An 18,582-nucleotide genomic window follows, 5' to 3' on the forward strand; every position below is an offset into this window, starting at 1 on the left:
CTATCGCAGGCAGGAGATCAGATGCGGGGCCGCTGACGCGATCAGCTGGTGACCGATCTTCTCCAGCTGCGCCACCTGCTCCTCGGTGAGCGCGTCGAACACCAGGCGCCGGGCCTCGCGTACGTGGCCCGGCGCTGTCTGCTCGACCATCGCCAGGCCGGCGTCGGTGAGGACCGCGACCACGCAGCGAACCTCGGTGGTGTCCATGTTGCGGCGCTCGACCCAGCCCTGCCGCTCCAGGCGGCTGACCGCGTGCGAGAGCCGGGAGAGCGAGCCGCCGGCCAGGTGGGCGAGCAGGCTCATCCGCACCGAGCGGTCGGCGGCCTGGGACAGCGAGGACAGGATCTGGTACTCGAAGAAGTTGATCCCGGCGTCCCGCTTGAGCTGCGCGTCGATGGCCGGCGGCAGGCTCATCAGCACGGTCGTGAGCGCCATCCAGGCATGCCGTTCGCCGTCGGACAGCCAGGGGACGTCTGTGGGATCGCTCACGAGTCAGCACGATACCTGACCAGCGTACTTGAACATTCAACAAGACCGTGCCACTCTCGTGTTGAACATTCAAGTTGCCAGCTGAGGAGAACCATGGCCGTCCTGCGTATCGACGCCAGCATCCTGGGACCGAACTCCGCGAGCACCGAGCTCGCCGACCTGGTCGAGAAGGAATGGACCGCCGCGCGCCCCGGCACCGAGATCAAGCGCCGCCACCTCGGCGCCGAGCCGCTGCCCGCCGACGCCTGGGCGAACGCGATCCACGCCGGCTACGTGCCGGCCGACCAGCGGACCGAGGCCCAGCACGGCGCGGTGAACCTCGCCGGCGAGCTGGCCGGGGAGCTGCGCGCCGCCGACGCGGTGATCCTGGCGCTGCCGCTCTACAACTACGGCATCTCGCAGCACGCCAAGGTGTGGATCGACCTGGCCATGGCCGGTGGCGAGAACGGCGAGAAGCTGCTCGACGGCAAGCCGGCCGTGGTGCTGACCACCCGCGGCGGCGCGTACGGGCCGGGCACGCCCCGCGACGGCTGGGACCACAACACCGCGTACCTGCGCCGCGTCGTCGCCGACATCTGGGGCGCCGAGCTGACCCTGATCGAGCGCGAGTTCACCCTGGTCGGCGTGAACCCGGCGCTGGACGCCTTCACCGAGACCGCCGCGCTGATGCGCAAGACCGCTCACGAGGCCGCCGTGACGGTCGGCCGCACCCTCGCGACCCGCGTCTGATCCCACCGCCGGGTCCGCGGCCCCTACGGTCGCGGACCCGGCCGTACCCTCCGGCGGCCTGCGCGCCCGGCACCACCAGCCGCCCGGTCAGTAACGGAACCGGCCCACCAGCTCGCGGAACTCGGCGGAGATCGCCGCCAGACTGGCCGCCGCCTCCCGGTTCTGCGCCACGGCCGTCGTCGTCTGCTCGGCCGCCTGTGCGGCCTGGGCGATGTTGCCGGCGATGTCGCTGCTGCCACCGGCCGCCTCGGACACGCTGCGGTTCATCTCGTTCGTCGTCGCGGTCTGCTGGTCCACCGCGGCCGCGATCGAACTCTGGTACTCGTTGATCTTCCCGATGATGGTGGTGATCTCGGCGATCGCCTCCACCGCGCCCCGCGTGTCGGTCTGGATCGCGCGGACCCGCTCGGAGATGTCCGCGGTCGCCCGGGCCGTCTCCTGTGCCAGATCCTTCACCTCGCCGGCGACCACCGCGAACCCCTTGCCCGATTCCCCGGCGCGGGCCGCCTCGATGGTCGCGTTCAGCGCGAGCAGGTTCGTCTGCTCAGCGATCGACGTGATCGTCTTGATCACGTCGCCGATCTCCGCGGACGAGTCGCCCAGCTTGCTGATCACCGCGTTGGTGGCGACCGCCCGTTCCGCTGCGGTCGCCGCGACCGACGCCCCGTCGCTGGCGTTCCGGGCGATCTCCTCGATCGAACCGCTCATCTGCTGCGAGGCGCTCGCCACGGTCGACACGTTCGCCGACACCAGGTCCGCGGTGGCCGCAGCGCCGCGCGCCTGCTGACTGGTCTGCCGCGCGCTGCTGAGGATCTGGTCGCTGCTGCTGGACAGCCGGGCCGCCTGGTCGGCCAGGGTGTCGGCGCTGCCCGCCATCGCGGTGACCGCCGCCCGTACGCCGCTAAGCGCCTCGTTCATGTCCCCGGACATCACGCCCAGCTCGTCGCGGGAGGTGACCGGCACGGTCCCGGTCAGATCGCCCTCGGCCATCGCCCGCAGCGCGGTTCCGACGTCCCGGACCCGCTGCCGGATGGTCCGGGCGACCAGCTCCGCGATGGTCATCCCGCAGAGCAGGCCGACCAGCAGCAGGATCGCGATCTGCAGCACCGCCGCCCGGTACGAGTCGTGCCCCTCGGCGGCCGCGGTCCGCGCCTCGGCGTCCGCGTTGGCCGCAAGCTCGTCGAAGGCCGCGGTCATGCTGGCCACCAGGTCGCCGGTCTCGTCCTGGCCCACCGGGGTGATGCCGGCCAGCGCGTCCAGGCCGTACTGGTTGACCCGTACGCTGCTGTCGTACACCTGCCAGGCCTCGACCACCGCCGCCACCCGCGCCCGGTCCGCGTCGCTGGTCACCGAACCCTGAAGCTTCGTGATCGCGGCGTTCATGTCGGCCTCGGCGTCCGCGAACAGGGTCTGCGCCTTCGCGGTGGCATCCGCGTCCTTGGTGAACTGGCCGGCGATCTGGTTCGCCGCGGCGTCGTTGAGCTGCGCCTGCGCGCCACGCAACGCGCCGATCGCCCGGATCCGGGGGATGATCGTGCCGGTCACCCCGTTCATCTGGTGGTCCGCGTCGCGCAGCCGGATCAGCGACTGCACCCCGACCGCCAGGGCGACGAGCGCGACCAGCGCCACCGCCACATGAACCTTGGACCGTACGCTCCGGTCGGAGAACCACCGGATCGGCACAGCGCCCACCCCCTCGGCTCCATCATCGGCGTGACCTCGGCAGGCCGGGGAGGGAACACCCGATGTGACGGAGGTGACGTGGTGTACACCGACACGTTTCGGCGCCGATAGCGGATTTCGGTGTTGCAGTGGAAAGCGCAACTGCATCCCTTGTCGAGTGGAGGGCCACACCGTGAACGAGGACGATCTGATCCGCGCGGTCACGGCGGCGGTCGCGTTCGGCGTGATGCTCGCCGGCCACTACATCGGGGACCATTGGGTGCAGACCAGCGGTCAGGCGTACGGCAAGGCCCTGGACAACGCCGGCTGCGTCCGCAAGGCGGCCATGTGGCACTGCGCCAAACACGTCGCCTCGTGGACGGCGACCACCACGATCTTCCTCCTGGCGGCCTGCTGGTGGCTCGGCGTGCCGTTGCAGCCCGGCTGGCTGGCGGCCGGCATCGGCCTCAACGCGCTCACCCACTTCGTGGCGGACCTGCGCGTCCCGCTGATCCGCCTGGGCCGCCTGCTGGGCCGCACCGGCTACATCGAAACGGTCGGCGTGGTCCGCCCAGCCGGGGCGGCCAGCACCGGCCCCGGCACCGCCCTGTTCGAACTCGACCAGGCCTGGCACATCGGCTGGCTCGCGGTCTCCGCCCTGCTGATCGCCGGCCCACCCGCCTAGCCCTCACCCGCGCCCCACCCCAACTTACCCGCCCGCTGAGCTCGCCCGCTGAGCTCGCCCGCTGAGCTCGCCCGCTGAGCTCGCCCGCTGAGCTCGCCCGCTGAGCTCGCCCGCTGAGCCCGCCCGTTGAGCCCGCCCGCACCCCCGGATCTGCCCACCCGCCGGGCCCGCCCGCGGCCCAACCAGCTCACCGCCTGTCCCCACTCGCGGCCCGGCTCGGCCGGCCACCCGGCCCTCACCGGCCTGGCTCCACCGAAGCCGCCGTATCCCCCAGCCAGCCGGCTGCCTTTGCCCGCATGTGACCCTGCGGCCGGGCCCAGCCGCTTCCGGCCGCCGACAAGCAGCCACCGCCGCAGACGCTAGGGCGGCACCGCTGCCCCAGCCACCCACCCAGGCTGACGCTGAGCGCTCCTTCATCGGCCGGGAGGCAGCGCTGGCCGTCAGCCAATCTCGCCGGCTGACGGTTGCTGCTCCTTCGGCAGCCGATAAGCGACGCTCACGGTCAGCCGGAGGGCGTGGCTGACCGTGGGCGCTCCTTCGGCGGCGGGGAAGCGACGCTCGCGGTCAGCTGGAGGGCGTGGGCTGACGGTGGGTGTTCCTTCGGGGGCGGGGAAGCGACGCTCGCGGTCAGCTGGAGGGCGTGGGCTGACGGTGGGTGTTCCTTCGGGGGCGGGGAGGCGACGCTCGCGGTCAGCTGGAGGGCGCGGCTGACCGTGAGCGCTGCTTCGGGGGCGGGGAGGCGACGCTCGCGGTCAGCCGGAGGGCGCGGCTGACGGTGGGTGTTCCTTCGGGGGCGGGGAAGCGACGCTCGCGGTCAGCCGGAGGGCGCGGCTGACGGTGGGTGTTCCTTCGGGGGCGGGGAAGCGACGCTCGCGGTCAGCCGGAGGGCGTGGCTGACGGTGGGTGTTCCTTCGGGGGCGGGGAAGCGACGCTCACGGTCAGCCGGAGGGCGCGGCTGACCGTGAGGGCTGCTTCGGTGGGTGGGGAGCGACGCTCGGCGTCAGCTGGGTGTGGGTTGAGCTGGGCGGCGGATCCGCTCGCGACCAGGGGGCTAGACCGATACCGGGGTGTCGGCGGGGTGGGTGCGGGCCACCTGGGGGAGGCGCAAGGCCAGGGCGGCGGTGGCGGCGGCCAGGAGGAAGCCGGCTACCGGCTGGGCGATCTGCAAGGCGAAGCCGGACAGGACGAACAGCGGGATGAGCACCGCGTAGGCCACGCCGTGCCAGCGGAGGCGGCGGTCGGTGCGGGCGGTGGCCACGCCGAGCACGATTGCGGCGACGATCAGCAGGAACGAGGCGGACAGGGCGGTGGCGAAGAACGGCGGGCCGTACGCGGTGTCGTCGTTGAGGGCTGCCATGCCGGGAGTGCCGGCGAGGTGGGCCCGGCCGAGGCCTGGCTGGACGAAGGCGGAGCTGCCGAAGGCGGCTGCCAGGAACACGTTGGCGATCGTGGTCAGTGCCAGGCCGACGATTGCGCTGGTCGCGGCGCGGCCGCGGACCAGGAACGTGGTCAGGGCGATGCCGCCGAGGATCGCCAGGGCCGCGCCGAAGATGCTGGCGCCGATGTGGCTGATCAGGAATATGTCGGTGGTGATGTAGCGGGCGTAGGCGTCGAAGTCGTCGATGGACGGCTGGTGGGTGATGGTGCTCAGGCCTAGCAGGACACCGTAGGCGGGCAGCGCCCACAGGCCCGCTTTCGCGGCGCGCACGGTGGCTGACATGGTGATCTCTCTTTCTTGGGGTTCGTTGCCGGCCGGGGAGCGCCGGCCGGCAGCCGACAGAACGACTATGCGACGAAACGCTTGGCCACGTCGCGCGCCCGTTCGTGCGCCAGGCGGCGACCCGTCTCGGCGTCGGCGGTGGCCAGGTTGGGGCGGAAGTGGATGGACTCGATGTCGGAGATGCCGGTCCAGCGCAGCCACTCTTCCAGGTACGGCGCCTGGAAGTCGGCGCCGAACGCCGGGCCGCGGTCCGGGCCGTACACCGCGCTGGTGTAGATGATCGCGGCGCGCTTGCCCTGCAGGAGGCCGGAATAGCCGTGCGTGGGGTCGAAGCCGAACACCATGCCGGGCTGGCTGATCACGTCGATGAACTGCTTGAGGATGTACGGCACGCCCGCGTTCCACATCGGCACACTGAAGAGGTAGCGGTCGGCTTCGTCGTACCGATGGAAGGTCTTGATCGCGGCGTCCCATGCTGCGGCGGCCTCACCCTGCGGCTCCTCGCCGGCGAAGACGGCCATCTTGCCGGCCGCGGCCGGCGGACCGAAGGCGGGCAGCGTGCCGTCCCACAGGTCGTACTCCTTGATCGGGAGCGACGGGTTCACCTCCCGCACCGTCTCGAGGAAGGTGTGGGCGATCGCCAGGGACTCGGACTTGGGGCCGCGCGGCGAGGCAGAGATGTGAAGAAGCATGTCGACTCCTGGAAGAAGAGGATGCGTGCGCACGCACATTCTTACACCAGTGCGTGCGCACGCACAAGAATTCGCTACGCTGGCGTGATGAGTGACACCGATGTGGCCGCGTGGGCGGCCCTGCTGCGCGTCCACGCCGCACTGGTCCCGGTGCTCGACCGTGAGCTCCAGTCCGCCACCGGGTTGCCCCTGACCTGGTACGACGTACTGCTCGAACTCAACTACGCGCCTGGCCGGCGACTCAGCATGGGTGAGCTGGGACAGAAGGCGGTGGTCAGCCGCACCCGGGTGAGCCGTGTCGTGGACGCCCTCGCCGGCGCCGGTCTGGTCACGCGGGAGAGCAACCCGGACGACCGGCGTTCTGCCTACGCGACGATCACCGACGCCGGTCGGGACCGTCTGCGTGCCGCCGCGCCGGTCTACCTGGACGGTATCCAGCGCCACTTCACCTCGCGGATGACCGGCGCCGAGTCGCGCAGCGTGGCCGCCGCCCTGGAGAAGGTGCTCGCCGCACTGTGAGATGACGACATAAGCGCGGCCTTGAGCATGTAGGCCAGACACATATGGCATTGCGTCACCGGGCCCTATGGTGTCGGCCATGACCAGCACGTCGCCCGGATTCGAATATCTCGATCTGCTTGCCCGGGAAGCTGCCCTGGTGGAGTTCGAACGTCCGCTCGTCGCCGCGCGGACGGCCGGCGCCACCGGGACGCAGCTCGACGAGCTCGAGCAGACCAAACTGCTGGCTCTGAAGGTGCGGACCCTGCTGGAACGGCGTCGCCGGCGCGAGGAGGAGTTGTCGGCGCTGTACGACACGGCCGGCGACCTGGCCGGCCTGCGCGACGTGGACGCGGTGCTGCGCGCCATCGTGCACCGGGTCCGGACGCTGCTCAACGTCGACGTCTCGTACATGACGCTGAACGATCCGGAGCGCGGGGACACGTACATGCGGGTCACCGACGGGTCGGTGGCGGCCAGCTTCCAGAAGCTGCGGCTGCCGCCGGGAGCCGGGCTGGGCGGGCTGGTCGCGCTGACCGGAGCGCCGTACGCCACCGCGAACTACCCGACCGACAGCCGCTTCGAGCACACCACGGACATCGACCAAGGTGTCGGTGACGAGGGGCTTGTGGCGATTTTGGGCGTACCGATGCGGTTGGGCTCGGCAGTGATCGGCGTGTTGTTCGCGGCGAACCGCGCCGAACGGCCGTTCGGGCGGGAGGAGGTCGCGCTGCTGTTGTCGCTGGCGGCGCATGCCGCCGTCGCGCTGGACACGGCCCGGCTGCTCAGCGAGACGCAGACCGCGCTCGCCGAACTCTCCACGGCCAACGCGGTGATTCAGGCGCACAGCGAGTCGGTGGAACGCGCCGCGGCCGCGCACGACCGGATGACCGCGGTCGTGCTGCGCGGCGGCGGGGTCGACGACGTCGCCGCCGACCTGGTCGATGTGCTGCACGGCGCGCTGCTGGTGATCGACGCGCAGGGGCGCACGCTCGCGACCGCGCTGACGCCGGACTGCGACGTCGAACTGCCCGAGCCCGCCGGATCCACCGTGGGCGAGGCGGTCGCGGCCTCTCGCGGAGAAGGGCGCAGCGTACGCCGGGGCGACCTGATCATCGCCGCGGTGGTGGCCGGGGCCGACAACCTGGGTGCGCTGGTCTTCCGCCCGGACCGGCCCCTGGCCGACGTGGACCAGCGCATCCTCGAACGCGCCGCGCAGGTCACCGCGCTGCTGCTGCTGTTCCGGCGCACGGTCGCCGAAGCCGAGGCCCAGGTCCGCGGCGACCTGCTCGACGACCTGATCAGCCGCCCGGTCCGCGACCCCGACGCGGTCCGCACCCGGGCCACCCGGCTCGGTCTCGACGTGGACGCGCCGTATGTGGTGGTCGCCGCCGGTGACGAGACCGGTGACGGACTTGGGCAGCGGGCCGTCTCCTGGGCACGGACGTTCGCCGCCACCAAACGGGGACTCGCGATGTCGCGCGACGGCCGGGTGGCGCTGCTGCTGCCCGGCGAGGACCCGGCCGGCACCGCACGGCTGATCGCCAAAGAATTGAGCCGTACGCTCGGCCGCCCGGTCACCGCCGGTGGCGCCGGACCGGCCCGGGGCGCGGGTGGGGTGGCTCCGGCGTACCGGGAAGCTGATCAATGCCTGAGCGCGCTGATCACCCTGGGCCGTGCGGGGTCCGGCGCCGACTCCGCCGAGCTCGGCTATGTCGGTCTGCTGCTCGGTGACCGCCGCGATGTCGGCGGGTTCGTGCACGGCGCGCTCGGGCCGGTGATCGACTACGACGCGCGGCGGGGGACCGCGCTGATCCGCACGCTCGAGGTCTACTTCGACGCCGGCGGCGGCCTGGCCAAGGCCGCGGAGAGCCTGCACGTGCACGTCAACACCGTCACCCAGCGCCTGGACCGGGTGACCCAGCTGCTCGGCGACGACTGGCAACACCCCCGGCGGGTTCTCGACCTGCAACTGGCCCTGCGGTTGCACCGGCTGCGCGGCCCTCTGGACGCCGACCACACCTGAACGGTCGTCAATGTGTGGCCCGCATCCATGGGTTCACCGCCGACGCGGACGTAACGTCCCGTTCATCACCGCATCCCCCTGCGATCCAGGAAGGATCAGCATGTCCATAACCTCCGCGCCGGCGGCCGGCACCGAACGTGCGTCCATCGTCAAGGTTGTCTTCGCGTCCCTGGTCGGCACCGCGGTGGAGTGGTACGACTTCTTCCTCTACGGCTCCGCGGCCGCCCTCGTCTTCGGCACCCTGTTCTTCCCGTCCTCCGACCCGGTGACCGGCACCCTGCTGGCGTTCGGCACGTACGCGCTCGGCTTCGTGGCCCGCCCCCTCGGCGGCATCGTCTTCGGCCACTTCGGCGACCGGGTCGGCCGCAAGAAGATGCTGGTCGTCTCGCTCATGCTGATGGGCGGCGCGACCATCGCGATCGGGTTGCTGCCGACCTACGCGACGATCGGCATCGCGGCGCCGATCCTGCTGCTCACCTGCCGTCTCCTGCAGGGCTTCGCGGTCGGCGGCGAATGGGGCGGCGCGGTGCTGATGGCCGCCGAGCACGGCGACGACGCGCGGCGCGGCTTCTGGACGTCGTGGCCGCAGGCCGGGGTGGCGCTGGGCAACCTGCTCGCCACCGGGGTGCTGTGGCTGCTCGCCCTGGTGCAGCCGGACGAGGCGTTCGAGGCGTGGGGCTGGCGGATCCCGTTCCTGCTCAGCGCGGTGCTCGTGCTGGTCGGGCTGTGGGTGCGGCTCAGCATCGAGGAGTCGCCGGTCTTCAAGCAGGCGCAGACCCAGCTCGCCGGGCGCAACCACCAGCCGCTGCTCGAGGTGATCCGGCGGTACCCGCGGGAGGTGCTGCTCGCGATGGGTATGCGGCTGGCCGAGAACATCGGGTACTACATCGTCACGGTCATCTCGATCACCTACCTGACCACCTTCGCCGGGACCTCGGCCGACAAGAGCCTGATCCTGACGGCGTTGCTGGTCGGCTCCGGCGTACAGTTCGTGATCATTCCGTTGATCGGTGCTCTTTCCGACCGGGTCGGTCGCCGGCCGATCTATCTGGTCGGCGCGGCCGGCATCGCGATCTGGTCGTTCTTCTTCTTCGACCTGGTCGGCAGCAAGTCCGAGCCGAAGATCATTCTGGCGGTGGTGGTCGGTCTGTTCCTGCACGCTCTGATGTACGCGCCGCAGGCGGCCTTCTTTTCCGAGCTGTTCGGGACGTCGGTGCGGTACACGGGCGCGTCGGTCGGCTACCAGCTGGCGTCGATCGTGGCGGGAGCGCTGGCGCCGATCATCGCGCTGAAGCTGCTCGGCGATGTGGAGGCGCCGAACACGACGGCGGTGGCGATCTACATGACCGTGGCGTCGGTGATCACGATCGTGGCCGTGCTGCTGGCGAAGGAGACCGCGCGGACGTCGCTGCGGCATGACCGGACGCTCGACTGAGGTACCGCTCCTGGAAAGCACCCCGGTGTGTCTGCTCTGACGCTCGTCAGGGACCGATCACACCGGGGTGTCGAGGTCTGCAGCAAGTTGGCTCGCGGGGGCGGTCGCGGTGGCGGGTGCCGCCGTCGGTTTCGGGGCGGTCGATGTGACCGGCCTGCTTCCGTCGCCGCAGCCGGCCGTTGCTGTCGCGGAGGCGTCTCCGGCGGCGGGCCCGTCGTTCGTCAAGATCGTCAAAGGCGTGCCGGCCGCCGAACCAGTCGAAGCCGAGACCGAGGCCGGGACCGCGCCGGGTTGCGGCGGTGGCCGTCATCAGCGTGCGATCGAGCAGAGCCTCGCGACCCTCGGCACCGCCATCGACTGCGCCGCCATCCGGGCTTTCCAGCAGCGCTTCGGCATCCGCCCGGCGCGCGGCCAAGCCGACGCGACCACCGCCGACGTCGCCCGCCGGATCGCGACCGCCTCAACCCGGCTCGGCGGATGCGACGCCGCGCCGCAGGGCGTGACCGCCTGCGTCGACCTCACCACGCAGACTGCCTGGGTGGTCCGCGACGGCGCCGTGGTCCTCGGCCCGACCGTGGTCCGCACCGGCTACCGCGGCCACGCGACTCCCGCCGGCGAATACACGATCAACAAGCGGACTGAGCGGGAGTGGTCGAACCCGTACGAGGTCTGGCTCCCGTACTGGCAGCGGTTCGTCGGCGGGATCGGCTTCCACGAGACGACCACCTACCTGCACGACAAGGCTCGCGGCTCGCACGGCTGCGTGAACCTGCTGCACCGCGACGCGGTCACGATGTGGGAGCAGCTGGAGATGGGCGCCGCGGTGCACACGTTCGGGCGCCGGCCGTAACTCGCTTGAACTTCTCCTTCTTCTCGACCACCGTCCGAACCATGGATTCGGTGACCCGGGCGAACCGGGACGCGTGGGAGACCGCCTCCGAGAAGTACGTCCGGGAGGATGCGGAGATGCTGGCCGTCGCGGCCTCCGGCGTGTCGCTGACCGACGCCGAGCGCCCGATCCTGCGCGACGTGCTGCGCACGTCACCGCAGGTGGTGCACCTGCAGAGCGGCAACGGCACGGACGATGTCGCGCTCATCCACGCCGGCGCCAGGTCGGTGATGGGCGTCGATTACAGCGCGGTGACGGTACGCGCGGCGCAGCGCCGGGCTGACGAACTGGGAGTGGCCTGCCGTTACCTGGTCGGTGCGCTGCCGGGCGCGCCGCTGGCCGACGGCTGCGCCGACCTCGTCTACACCGGGAAGGGCGCACTGATCTGGATCCGGGACCTCTCGTCCTGGGCCCGGGACGTGGTGCGGCTGCTGCGGCCCTCCGGGCATCTGTTCATCTACGAGGAGCATCCGGCGGCGCCACTGTGGACGTGGGACGCCGACGAGCCGGGGATCCGGCCGGACCGCAGCTATTTCGCGGCGAGCCACGTCAACGACACGTTCCCGGCCGGGGGAGCGGTGCAGACGCAGCGCACGCTGGGCGAGTTCGTCACCGTCCTGGCCGCCGCCGGGCTGCAGGTTCAGGAACTGCACGAGTACGCCGAGCCGTTCTGGCGGATGGGCGATCTGGCCGCGGCCGCCTGGAACGGTCGCCTGCCGAACGCGTTCGCGTTGCTCGCCCGCCGCTGATTCTGTCCTACCCCGGCGCTGACCGGCGGGTGACTTGGGGGCCACAGGGCATGATGGGACGCGTCGATCGGGGAGGCACCGGGAATGGATTTCGAGACCGCGCTGGCGTCGTTGTTCTCCGCCGAGGGGCGCCAGGATCCGTACCCCGCGTATGACGCGCTGCGAACGCACGGGCCGATGTTCCAGGCGCTCGACGGGCGCTGGTTCATCACCACCCATGCGCTCACCAACCGGCTGCTGCGCGATCCGAACCTGCGTGTCGCCGACGCCGCCGACTACGACGGCTTCTGGCCCGACTGGCGGGAGAACCGCGGTGTCGCCTCGATCGTCCAGTCGATGCTGCAGTACAACCCGCCTGACCACACCCGGGTCCGCCGGGCGGCCGCGGCCACCTTCACCGCTCGCCGGGTGGCCGCGCTCCGCGACGTCATCGCCTCGCAGGCCGCCGACCTGATCAAGGCGATGCCGGCCGAGGTGGAATTCATGAGCGCGTTCGCGTACCCGTTGCCGATCGGCGTGATCTGCGCCCTGCTCGGCGTCCCCGATGCCGATCGCCCGTGGTTCCGGCAGCGCGCCGCCGACCTGACCGTCGTCCTCGAGCCGATCAGCACCGACGAGGAGATGCGCCGCGCCGACGCCGCCGGCCGCGACCTGGAGGACTACTTCATCGGCCTGATCGCCGAGCGCCAGCGCTCCCCGCAGGAGGATCTGACCAGCGCTCTCGCCGCCACCGGCTCCGGCCTGACCGGCGCCGAGCTGCTCGCCAACCTGGTGCTGCTGCTGGTCGCCGGCTTCGAGACCACCACCAACCTGCTCGGCACCGGCCTGCGCATCCTGCTCGACCATCCCACCCACGCGGCCCGCCTGCGTGCGGACCCCGAGCTGGCTCCGGCGTACGTCGAGGAGATCCTCCGCTACGACTCACCGGTCCAGCTGACCACCCGCTTCACGTCCACCCCGCTCGACGTGGGCGACAGCGAACGGCTGCCCTCCGGCGCTGCCCTGACGGGGCTGCCCTCCGGCGCCGCCCCGACGGGGCTGCCCTCCGGCGCCGCCCCGACGCGGCTGCCCGGAGGCGCTGCGCTGACCATGCTGCTCGGCGCTGCCAACCGCGACCCGGCCCGCTACCCCGACCCACACCGCTTCGACCCGGACCGCCCAGCAATCCAGCCCGTCTCCTTCGGCGGTGGCGCCCACTACTGCCTGGGCGCACCCTTGGCCCGGCTGGAGGCCCAGGTGGCTTTCCCGCTCCTGCTGACCATGCTGCCCCGGCTCGCTCTGGCCGGTGAGCCCGTGCTCCGCGATCGTCTGGTGCTGCGCGGCTACGCCAAGCTCCCCATCACGACAGGCTGACCAGCCGGATGTCTGAGGAACCGTCCCGATCCGGCGCCGCCGCCCCGCCTGACGACCCGGCGCCGCCTGGCGACCCGGCGCCGCCTGGCGACCCGGCGCCGCCTGGCGGCGCGGCCCCGCTCGGCCGAGCTGCTGCGACTGGTAATGCTGGCATTTCCGGGGAAGCGGTGGGCGAGTTCGATGATCTTGGAGTGCGGGGAGCCGCGGACTTCTTCTATGAGGCCGGCGTCTTGAAGCGGACCCCGCGCAGCGGGTGGGCGCTCGCCCGGATGGCCAACCGGGAGTCTGTCGCGGATCACTCGTTCCGCACCGCATTGATAGCGATGACGATGGCAACGATGGCCGGCGCCGACCCGGACCGGGCGGCCACCCTCGCGCTGTTGCACGACCTGCCGGAGGCCCGGCTGGGCGATATGCACCATCTCACGCGGCGGTACCTTGACGAGCCGAAGCCGTTCCTGCGGGTGATCGAGGATCAGACCGCGGGGCTTCCGGACGGGGTTCGGGAGCTGATCCGGGACCGGGCCCTGCAGTGGGTCGAGCAGGATTCCGTGGAGGCCCGGATCGCCAAGGATGCCGACGTCATCGAGTCCGTGCTGCATCTGCGGGAAAGTCTGGCCGAGCGGCCGGAGTTGGCGAGGCGCTGGGTGGAGTACCTGGCAGCCTCGGTGAAGACCGAGGTGGGCCGCGCAATGCTGGCCGAGATCCGGGCCACCGATCCGGACGACTGGTGGCCGCGGACCGTCACCGGTGACCTTGATGGTGGCGCTGAGAGCGGCGGCGCAGGGTCAGGCCGATGATGATCGTGGTCAGGGTGACGGTGAAGGCCAGAATGTTGGGGACTACCAGGGGCCAGTCGGCGCGGGTCCAGCCGTAGGCGATCCAGAGCGCGAAGCCGGGCAGCAGCAGGGCGAAGTAGCCCAGCGAGATGTCGGCTGAGGAACGTCGGGTGATCATGCGCTTGATCTGCAGGGCGGGGGCCAAGGCCATCACCACGCCCCAGGCGGCCGCTGTGAGACCGAGAAAAGACTCCATGGTCCGTTCACCTCGCGAGATTGAGGCGCTCGGCCGGGCGGGCCGCGTCGACCTGGGGTCGGGAGCGCAAACGTGGCCACGCCGAATATAACCGCGGCCGCGACAGGACGCGAAGCTTTGCGCGGACCGCGCCAGAGAGCGGCGGCCGCGGAGGCCGGGCGGGCCAGGTTGGTGGCGCGGCGCGGTGGCTGGGGTGGTGACGGGGCGCGGTGGCCGGGTTGGCGGCGGGGCGCGGTGGCCGGGTTGGCGGCGGGGCGCGGAGAGCGCCCCGCCGCCGGGTTCAGGTCAGCAGCGGCCCAGGTCCTGCCACTGTTCGGTCCAGCCGGGTTCGGAGCCCTGGGTCCAGTACCTGGCCTTCCACAGGTGCACGCCGTCGCCCGACTTGGGGCCGGACGGGTCGCCGTACTTGCTCTTCTCGTGTTTCACGACGTTGCCGCCGGTGTAGACCGTGCCGAACTGCCAGGCCGGCGCCGAGGTGCAGTTGCCGGCCGGAGGCTGGCTGGTGGACGGCGACGGGGACGGGGAGGACGGCGACGGGGAGGAGGGTGAGGGGGAGGGGTTCGAGCACGGTCCGGACGAGGCGACCGAGTCGTGGAACGCGGTGCCCGCCGAGCGGTAGGAGCCGGTCTGCGAGGAGACCTGCGACGGGCTGAGTACCTGGTTCTTGGCGAACAGCACCCAGTCCACCTGCTCGATGTACGTGGACAGCCCGCCGGTATGGGTGGCCAGGTCGATGAACCACAGGTTCCAGTTGATGGTCATCGTCTGCCGCGGGAAGTACTTGCCGCCGTGCACCCCGACCTGCACGCCGTCGATGTAGTAGACGACCTGCCCGTTCGCCACCTGGGCGACCAGGTCGTGCCAGCCGTCCAGGCTGGACCGCTGCGACGAGTGCAGGTTGTCGGCGTACCAGGGGTCGGCGCGGTACGTGTACCAGGTGGTCTGGTAGTTGATCGGCCCGGTCTCGCCCCAGCCGCCGTTCGGCAGGTACTCGGAGATGTCCAGCTCGCTGTACGTGGGATCCATGTCCCCGTTGAGCGGGCTGATCGTGAAGAACGTCTGGTTGATGTGGTCGCCGTCGTTGCCGCTGACCGGTGCGTCGGTGAACCGGACCCGGCTGGCGTAGGTCCCTTCGAGATAGCGCTTCTGCGTGGAGTAGAGCTCGGCGTGCTTGGTGCCGGCGGCGGTGCCGTCCGTCGACGCGGTGAGCTGCATGACCTTCTGGCCGCCGGAGGTCGGGAAGGTGATCGCCGACGCCGACCAGTTGGCGCCGGGCACACCCGGCCCGCCCTGGTAGGTGCGCGGCGTCCAGCCGTTGGCGGTCAGGGCCGGGTCGGCGGACGAGGCGTAGTGGAAGTCGTCGAAGAGGTAGCCGCAGTCAGCGGCGGCGGCGCTGCCGGCGTTGGCAGCGACGAAGCCGAAGGTGGACAAAGCGGACACCAGTAGGCCTGCGAAGAGACGTCTACCCATGGACATGGATGACTCCTAAGAGGGGGATTACCGGACCGCGCCGGCGGTCATCCCGGCGCGGATGTGCCTCTGGAACGCGACGTAGGCGACGAGCACCGGCAGCATGGCGATGGTCAAGCCGGCGAACAGGCCGCTCCAGTCACTGTCGTAGCCCTGGCTGACCGACAGGGCGGCCAATCCCTGCGCCAGGACATATCGCTCCGGGTCCGGATTCAGCACGAGCGGCAGCAGGTACTGGTTCCACAGACCCAGAAAATTGAAGATGCCGACCGCGACCAGCCCGGGCCGGGCGAGCGGCAGCATCACGCGGAAGAACACCGCGCCGTGCCCGCAGCCGTCCAGGAAGGCCGCCTCGGCGACCTCGGTGGGCAGCGTGCGGAAGAAGGCATGCAAGAAGAAGACGGTGAAGGGTACGGCGTAAGCCGTGTAAACCAGGATCAACCCGTGATACGTGCCGAGCAGCCCGAGTTGCTCCACCACGAAGAACAGCGGCACGAGCGCGAGGAACACCGGGAAGAACATGGCCGCGACGAACGTGTAGTAGACGACCCGGTTGCCCCGGAACCGATACCGCGCCAGGGCGTAGGCGACCAGCGACCCGAGCAGCATGGTCAGCACCAGCGCCCCGCCGACCACGATCAGGCTGTTGAAGAAGTACCGCCCGATGCTGGCCGCCGTCCACGCCCGCGACCAGTTCTCGAAGTGCAGCGACGACGGCGGCGACCACGGCGAGTTGAGGATCTCCTCGTCCGTCTTCAGCGAGCTGATCACCGCCCAGATCAGCGGCAACGCGGTCACCACGGCCCACGCGAACATGGCCAGGTGGGGTAGCGGATTCGGCCGTGCAGAAGGCGGCGCGGAAGAATCAGAACGAACCGGGGGACGTTCCAGAAGAGCCGTCATGCCATCTCCACCTGATTCCGACGGCCCCAGCGGAGCGCGAACACCGCGAGCGTGAGCGAGGCGAAGAACAGCGCCACCCCCATCGCCGTGGCGTAGCCGAACTTGCCGTACGTGAACGCGGTCCGATAGAGCGACAGCCCGACCACCTCGGTCGCCCCGTCCGGCCCGCCCGGCCCGACCGTCATGACCTGCACCAGCACGAACCCGTCCAGCGCGAGAATGCCCAGGTAGACGAAGGCGACCTGCACACTCTCCCGGACCAGCGGCAGCGTCACCCCCCGGAACGTCGCCCACCGGCCGGCGCCGTCCAGCGTCGCCGCTTCGAACAACTCGCGCGGGATCGCGTCGATCGCCGCGCTGAACAGCACCACGTAGAACCCGACCGACGACCAGACCACCACGGCCATCACCGCGATCAGCGCCCACGACGGTTCACCCAGCCAGCTCTGCGCGAGCCCGGACAGCCCGACCGCCCGCAGCCCCGAGTTGAGCAACCCGGTGTTGGGGCTGTAGACGAACGCCCAGAGCACCCCGATGATCACCAGCGACAGCATCTGCGGGAAGAAGTAGACGATCTGGTACGCCGAGGAGCCGCGGACCGGCCGGCGACCGTTCAGCATGCTCGCCAGGAACAGCGCGATCGCGATCGTCGCGGCCGGGACCACCAGCAGCATCACGGCGTTGTTGCGCACGGCGTCGAGGAACAGCGTGTCGCCGCCGAGCCGGGCGAAGTTGTCCGTCCCGACGAAGTGCGCCTCGCCGGCCACCCCGGTCCAGTCCGTCATCGACAGATAGAAGGCCTGGGCGTACGGCGAGAGCACGAAGACGACGTGCAGCACCAGCGCCGGCACGAGTGCGGCGAGCAGGAACCGCCACCGGCCGTGCTTCATCAGCGGGTGTACTTGACGACGGTGGTGTCCTTCGCGAGGGCGTCGGACGCCTTCTGGATCCGGGTGGACCAGTCGGCCGGGCTGATCCGCCGGTTCACCAGCTCACCGGTCGCGTCGTCGACCGCTTTGGCGAGCGGCGCGTACCACGTACGGAATCGGTAGTTGAAGGCGTTGGGGCCGGCCGCGACCACCGTGTCGCGCACTGAGCCGAGCCCGCTGGTCAGGGTGAGCCCTTCGGTGGCGCCGGCCACCGCCGGCAGGGTGTTGTTCGCCTGGGCGAACTCCTTCGCCGACGCCAGGGAGAAGAGGATCCGCAGGTACTCCTGGCCGCCGGCGACGTTCTTCGCCTTGGCCGGGACCAGGTACGACTCGCTGCTGGCGGCCTGCACCGCGGTGACCGGGAGCTTGTCGCCGGCGCCGCCGGGCACGGTGCCCATCAGCATGTCGAAGCCGGCCGGGGTGACGTCCTTCTGCTCGGCCTCCAGCCAGGAGCCGCACGGGATGAACGCGGCCTTCTTCTGGCACCAGGCGGCCTGCGCCTCGGTGTGCGACAGCGCCTCCGAGCCGGACATGAGGTAGCCCTTGCCGGCCAGCTCGGCGAACGCCTCGGCGGCCTGCACCAGACCCGGCTGCTTCCAGGCGTCCGGCTGCAGGTTGTCGACCGCCTTGACCAGGTCCAGCCCGCCCGCCTTCGCCGCCATGGTGAGCAGCGGGTCGTTGATGTACTCCGGGTATTTGCCCTGGTAGGTCCAGGGGGCGATGCCGGCCTTCTTGATCGTCTCGCTGAGGGCGAGCATGTCGTCCCAGGTGGTCGGGTAGGTCCAGCCGCGCTCGGCGAACAGCGACTTGGAGTACCAGACGCCCCAGGCGGTGTAGGTGAAGTTCAGCACGACCGGGCTGCCGCCGAACGTGCCGTCCTCGACCACGCCGGGGAGCAGGGTGTCGCGGACCTTCTTGCCGGGCTGGTCGAACGCCGGCGCGTCGAGCAACTCGGCCAGGTCGGTGACCTGCTTCGCGTTCACCAGGGTGGCGATGTCGAGCCGGCCGGCGCCGGTGTTGTCGACGACGTCGGGTGGGTTGCCGGCGACGAAGCGGGGCTGCATCGCCTCGCCGACCTTCTGCAGTCCCTTGTGGTCGATCGTGGCCTGCGGGTACTTCTCCTTGTACTTGTTCTCCGCCTTGATTGCGTACTCGTCGCCGTACCCGCCCTTGAAGACGACCACCTCGAGGGACGCTTCGGGCTTGACGCCCAGGGGGTTCTCGGCGCTCTTGGCGCCACCGGTGTCAGCCGGTTTGCCGCCGTCGTCGCTGGTGGTGACGCAAGCCGCGAGCAGGGGCGCGGTCACTGCCGCGGCAC

The 18,582-nt window shown here is 70.8% G+C and carries 18 protein-coding genes; 9 read left to right on the forward strand and 9 right to left on the reverse strand.

What is annotated here, in order from left to right; translation table 11 throughout:
* A complete protein-coding gene (locus OHA21_RS07535) occupies positions 1-489 on the reverse strand; it encodes a MarR family winged helix-turn-helix transcriptional regulator (RefSeq protein WP_328471562.1) in 489 nt (162 codons plus the stop codon).
* A 93-nt stretch (positions 490-582) separates the two neighbouring features.
* Here OHA21_RS07535 and OHA21_RS07540 point away from each other — a divergent pair, with 93 nt between their 5' ends.
* Entirely contained in the window at positions 583-1,218 is a 636-nt protein-coding gene (locus OHA21_RS07540; protein WP_328471564.1) for an FMN-dependent NADH-azoreductase, read from the forward strand.
* Positions 1,219-1,305: 87 nt separating this feature from the next.
* Here the strand turns inward: OHA21_RS07540 and OHA21_RS07545 are convergent, their stop codons facing one another.
* Positions 1,306-2,901, reverse strand: coding sequence for a methyl-accepting chemotaxis protein (locus tag OHA21_RS07545; RefSeq protein ID WP_328471566.1), 1,596 nt, complete (start codon positions 2,899-2,901; stop codon positions 1,306-1,308).
* A 172-nt stretch (positions 2,902-3,073) separates the two neighbouring features.
* Here OHA21_RS07545 and OHA21_RS07550 point away from each other — a divergent pair, with 172 nt between their 5' ends.
* Positions 3,074-3,565, forward strand: coding sequence for a hypothetical protein (locus tag OHA21_RS07550; RefSeq protein WP_328471568.1), 492 nt, complete (start codon positions 3,074-3,076; stop codon positions 3,563-3,565).
* 1,051 nt (positions 3,566-4,616) lie between these two features.
* On the opposite strand, the gene OHA21_RS07555 is transcribed toward OHA21_RS07550, so the two are convergent.
* On the reverse strand, positions 4,617-5,285 hold the full coding sequence (locus OHA21_RS07555) for a hypothetical protein (protein ID WP_328471570.1): 669 nt from the start codon (positions 5,283-5,285) through the stop codon (positions 4,617-4,619).
* A 65-nt stretch (positions 5,286-5,350) separates the two neighbouring features.
* Positions 5,351-5,977, reverse strand: a complete 627-nt coding sequence (locus tag OHA21_RS07560) for an FMN-dependent NADH-azoreductase (protein ID WP_328471572.1) — start codon at positions 5,975-5,977, stop codon at positions 5,351-5,353.
* 87 nt (positions 5,978-6,064) lie between these two features.
* Between OHA21_RS07560 and OHA21_RS07565 the strand changes: the two genes are divergently transcribed.
* The 7 genes from OHA21_RS07565 to OHA21_RS07595 all read left to right on the forward strand — a co-directional run bounded on the left by OHA21_RS07565 (position 6,065) and on the right by OHA21_RS07595 (position 13,727).
* Positions 6,065-6,496, forward strand: coding sequence for a MarR family winged helix-turn-helix transcriptional regulator (locus OHA21_RS07565; protein WP_328471575.1), 432 nt, complete (start codon positions 6,065-6,067; stop codon positions 6,494-6,496).
* 79 nt (positions 6,497-6,575) lie between these two features.
* Complete coding sequence (locus tag OHA21_RS07570) at positions 6,576-8,501, forward strand: helix-turn-helix domain-containing protein (protein ID WP_328471577.1); 1,926 nt, start codon at positions 6,576-6,578, stop codon at positions 8,499-8,501.
* Between the two features lie 100 nt (positions 8,502-8,601).
* The gene (locus OHA21_RS07575; protein WP_328471579.1) at positions 8,602-9,936 is read left to right on the forward strand and encodes an MFS transporter; all 1,335 of its coding nucleotides are present in this window, start codon (positions 8,602-8,604) and stop codon (positions 9,934-9,936) included.
* A gap of 109 nt (positions 9,937-10,045) precedes the next feature.
* Positions 10,046-10,786 carry a L,D-transpeptidase gene (locus tag OHA21_RS07580; RefSeq protein WP_328471581.1) on the forward strand — a complete coding sequence of 247 codons (741 nt, stop codon included), beginning with the start codon at positions 10,046-10,048 and terminating at the stop codon, positions 10,784-10,786.
* 41 nt (positions 10,787-10,827) lie between these two features.
* Positions 10,828-11,574, forward strand: a complete 747-nt coding sequence (locus OHA21_RS07585) for a class I SAM-dependent methyltransferase (protein WP_328471583.1) — start codon at positions 10,828-10,830, stop codon at positions 11,572-11,574.
* 84 nt (positions 11,575-11,658) lie between these two features.
* Positions 11,659-12,927: a cytochrome P450 gene (locus tag OHA21_RS07590; RefSeq protein WP_328471585.1), complete on the forward strand. Its 1,269-nt coding sequence runs from the start codon at positions 11,659-11,661 to the stop codon at positions 12,925-12,927.
* Between the two features lie 191 nt (positions 12,928-13,118).
* Positions 13,119-13,727, forward strand: coding sequence for an HD domain-containing protein (locus tag OHA21_RS07595; RefSeq protein ID WP_328471587.1), 609 nt, complete (start codon positions 13,119-13,121; stop codon positions 13,725-13,727).
* Here OHA21_RS07595 and OHA21_RS07600 read toward each other — a convergent pair.
* The 5 genes from OHA21_RS07600 to ngcE all read right to left on the reverse strand — a co-directional run bounded on the left by OHA21_RS07600 (position 13,672) and on the right by ngcE (position 18,571).
* Positions 13,672-13,962 carry a SemiSWEET family sugar transporter gene (locus OHA21_RS07600; protein WP_328471589.1) on the reverse strand — a complete coding sequence of 97 codons (291 nt, stop codon included), beginning with the start codon at positions 13,960-13,962 and terminating at the stop codon, positions 13,672-13,674. The genes OHA21_RS07595 and OHA21_RS07600 overlap by 56 nt on opposite strands.
* A gap of 285 nt (positions 13,963-14,247) precedes the next feature.
* Positions 14,248-15,438 (reverse strand): glycosyl hydrolase, encoded by a 1,191-nt coding sequence (locus OHA21_RS07605; RefSeq protein WP_328471591.1) that lies wholly within the window; start codon positions 15,436-15,438, stop codon positions 14,248-14,250.
* Between the two features lie 21 nt (positions 15,439-15,459).
* Entirely contained in the window at positions 15,460-16,248 is a 789-nt protein-coding gene (locus OHA21_RS07610) for a carbohydrate ABC transporter permease (RefSeq protein ID WP_328471593.1), read from the reverse strand.
* Between the two features lie 83 nt (positions 16,249-16,331).
* On the reverse strand, positions 16,332-17,225 hold the full coding sequence (locus OHA21_RS07615) for a carbohydrate ABC transporter permease (RefSeq protein WP_328471595.1): 894 nt from the start codon (positions 17,223-17,225) through the stop codon (positions 16,332-16,334).
* Complete coding sequence (ngcE, locus tag OHA21_RS07620; RefSeq protein ID WP_328471597.1) at positions 17,225-18,571, reverse strand: N-acetylglucosamine/diacetylchitobiose ABC transporter substrate-binding protein; 1,347 nt, start codon at positions 18,569-18,571, stop codon at positions 17,225-17,227. Before ngcE ends, OHA21_RS07615 begins: the two co-directional genes overlap by 1 nt.
* Positions 18,572-18,582 lie beyond the last annotated feature (11 nt).

This window comes from Actinoplanes sp. NBC_00393 (genome assembly GCF_036053395.1).
GTDB lineage: Bacteria > Actinomycetota > Actinomycetes > Mycobacteriales > Micromonosporaceae > Actinoplanes.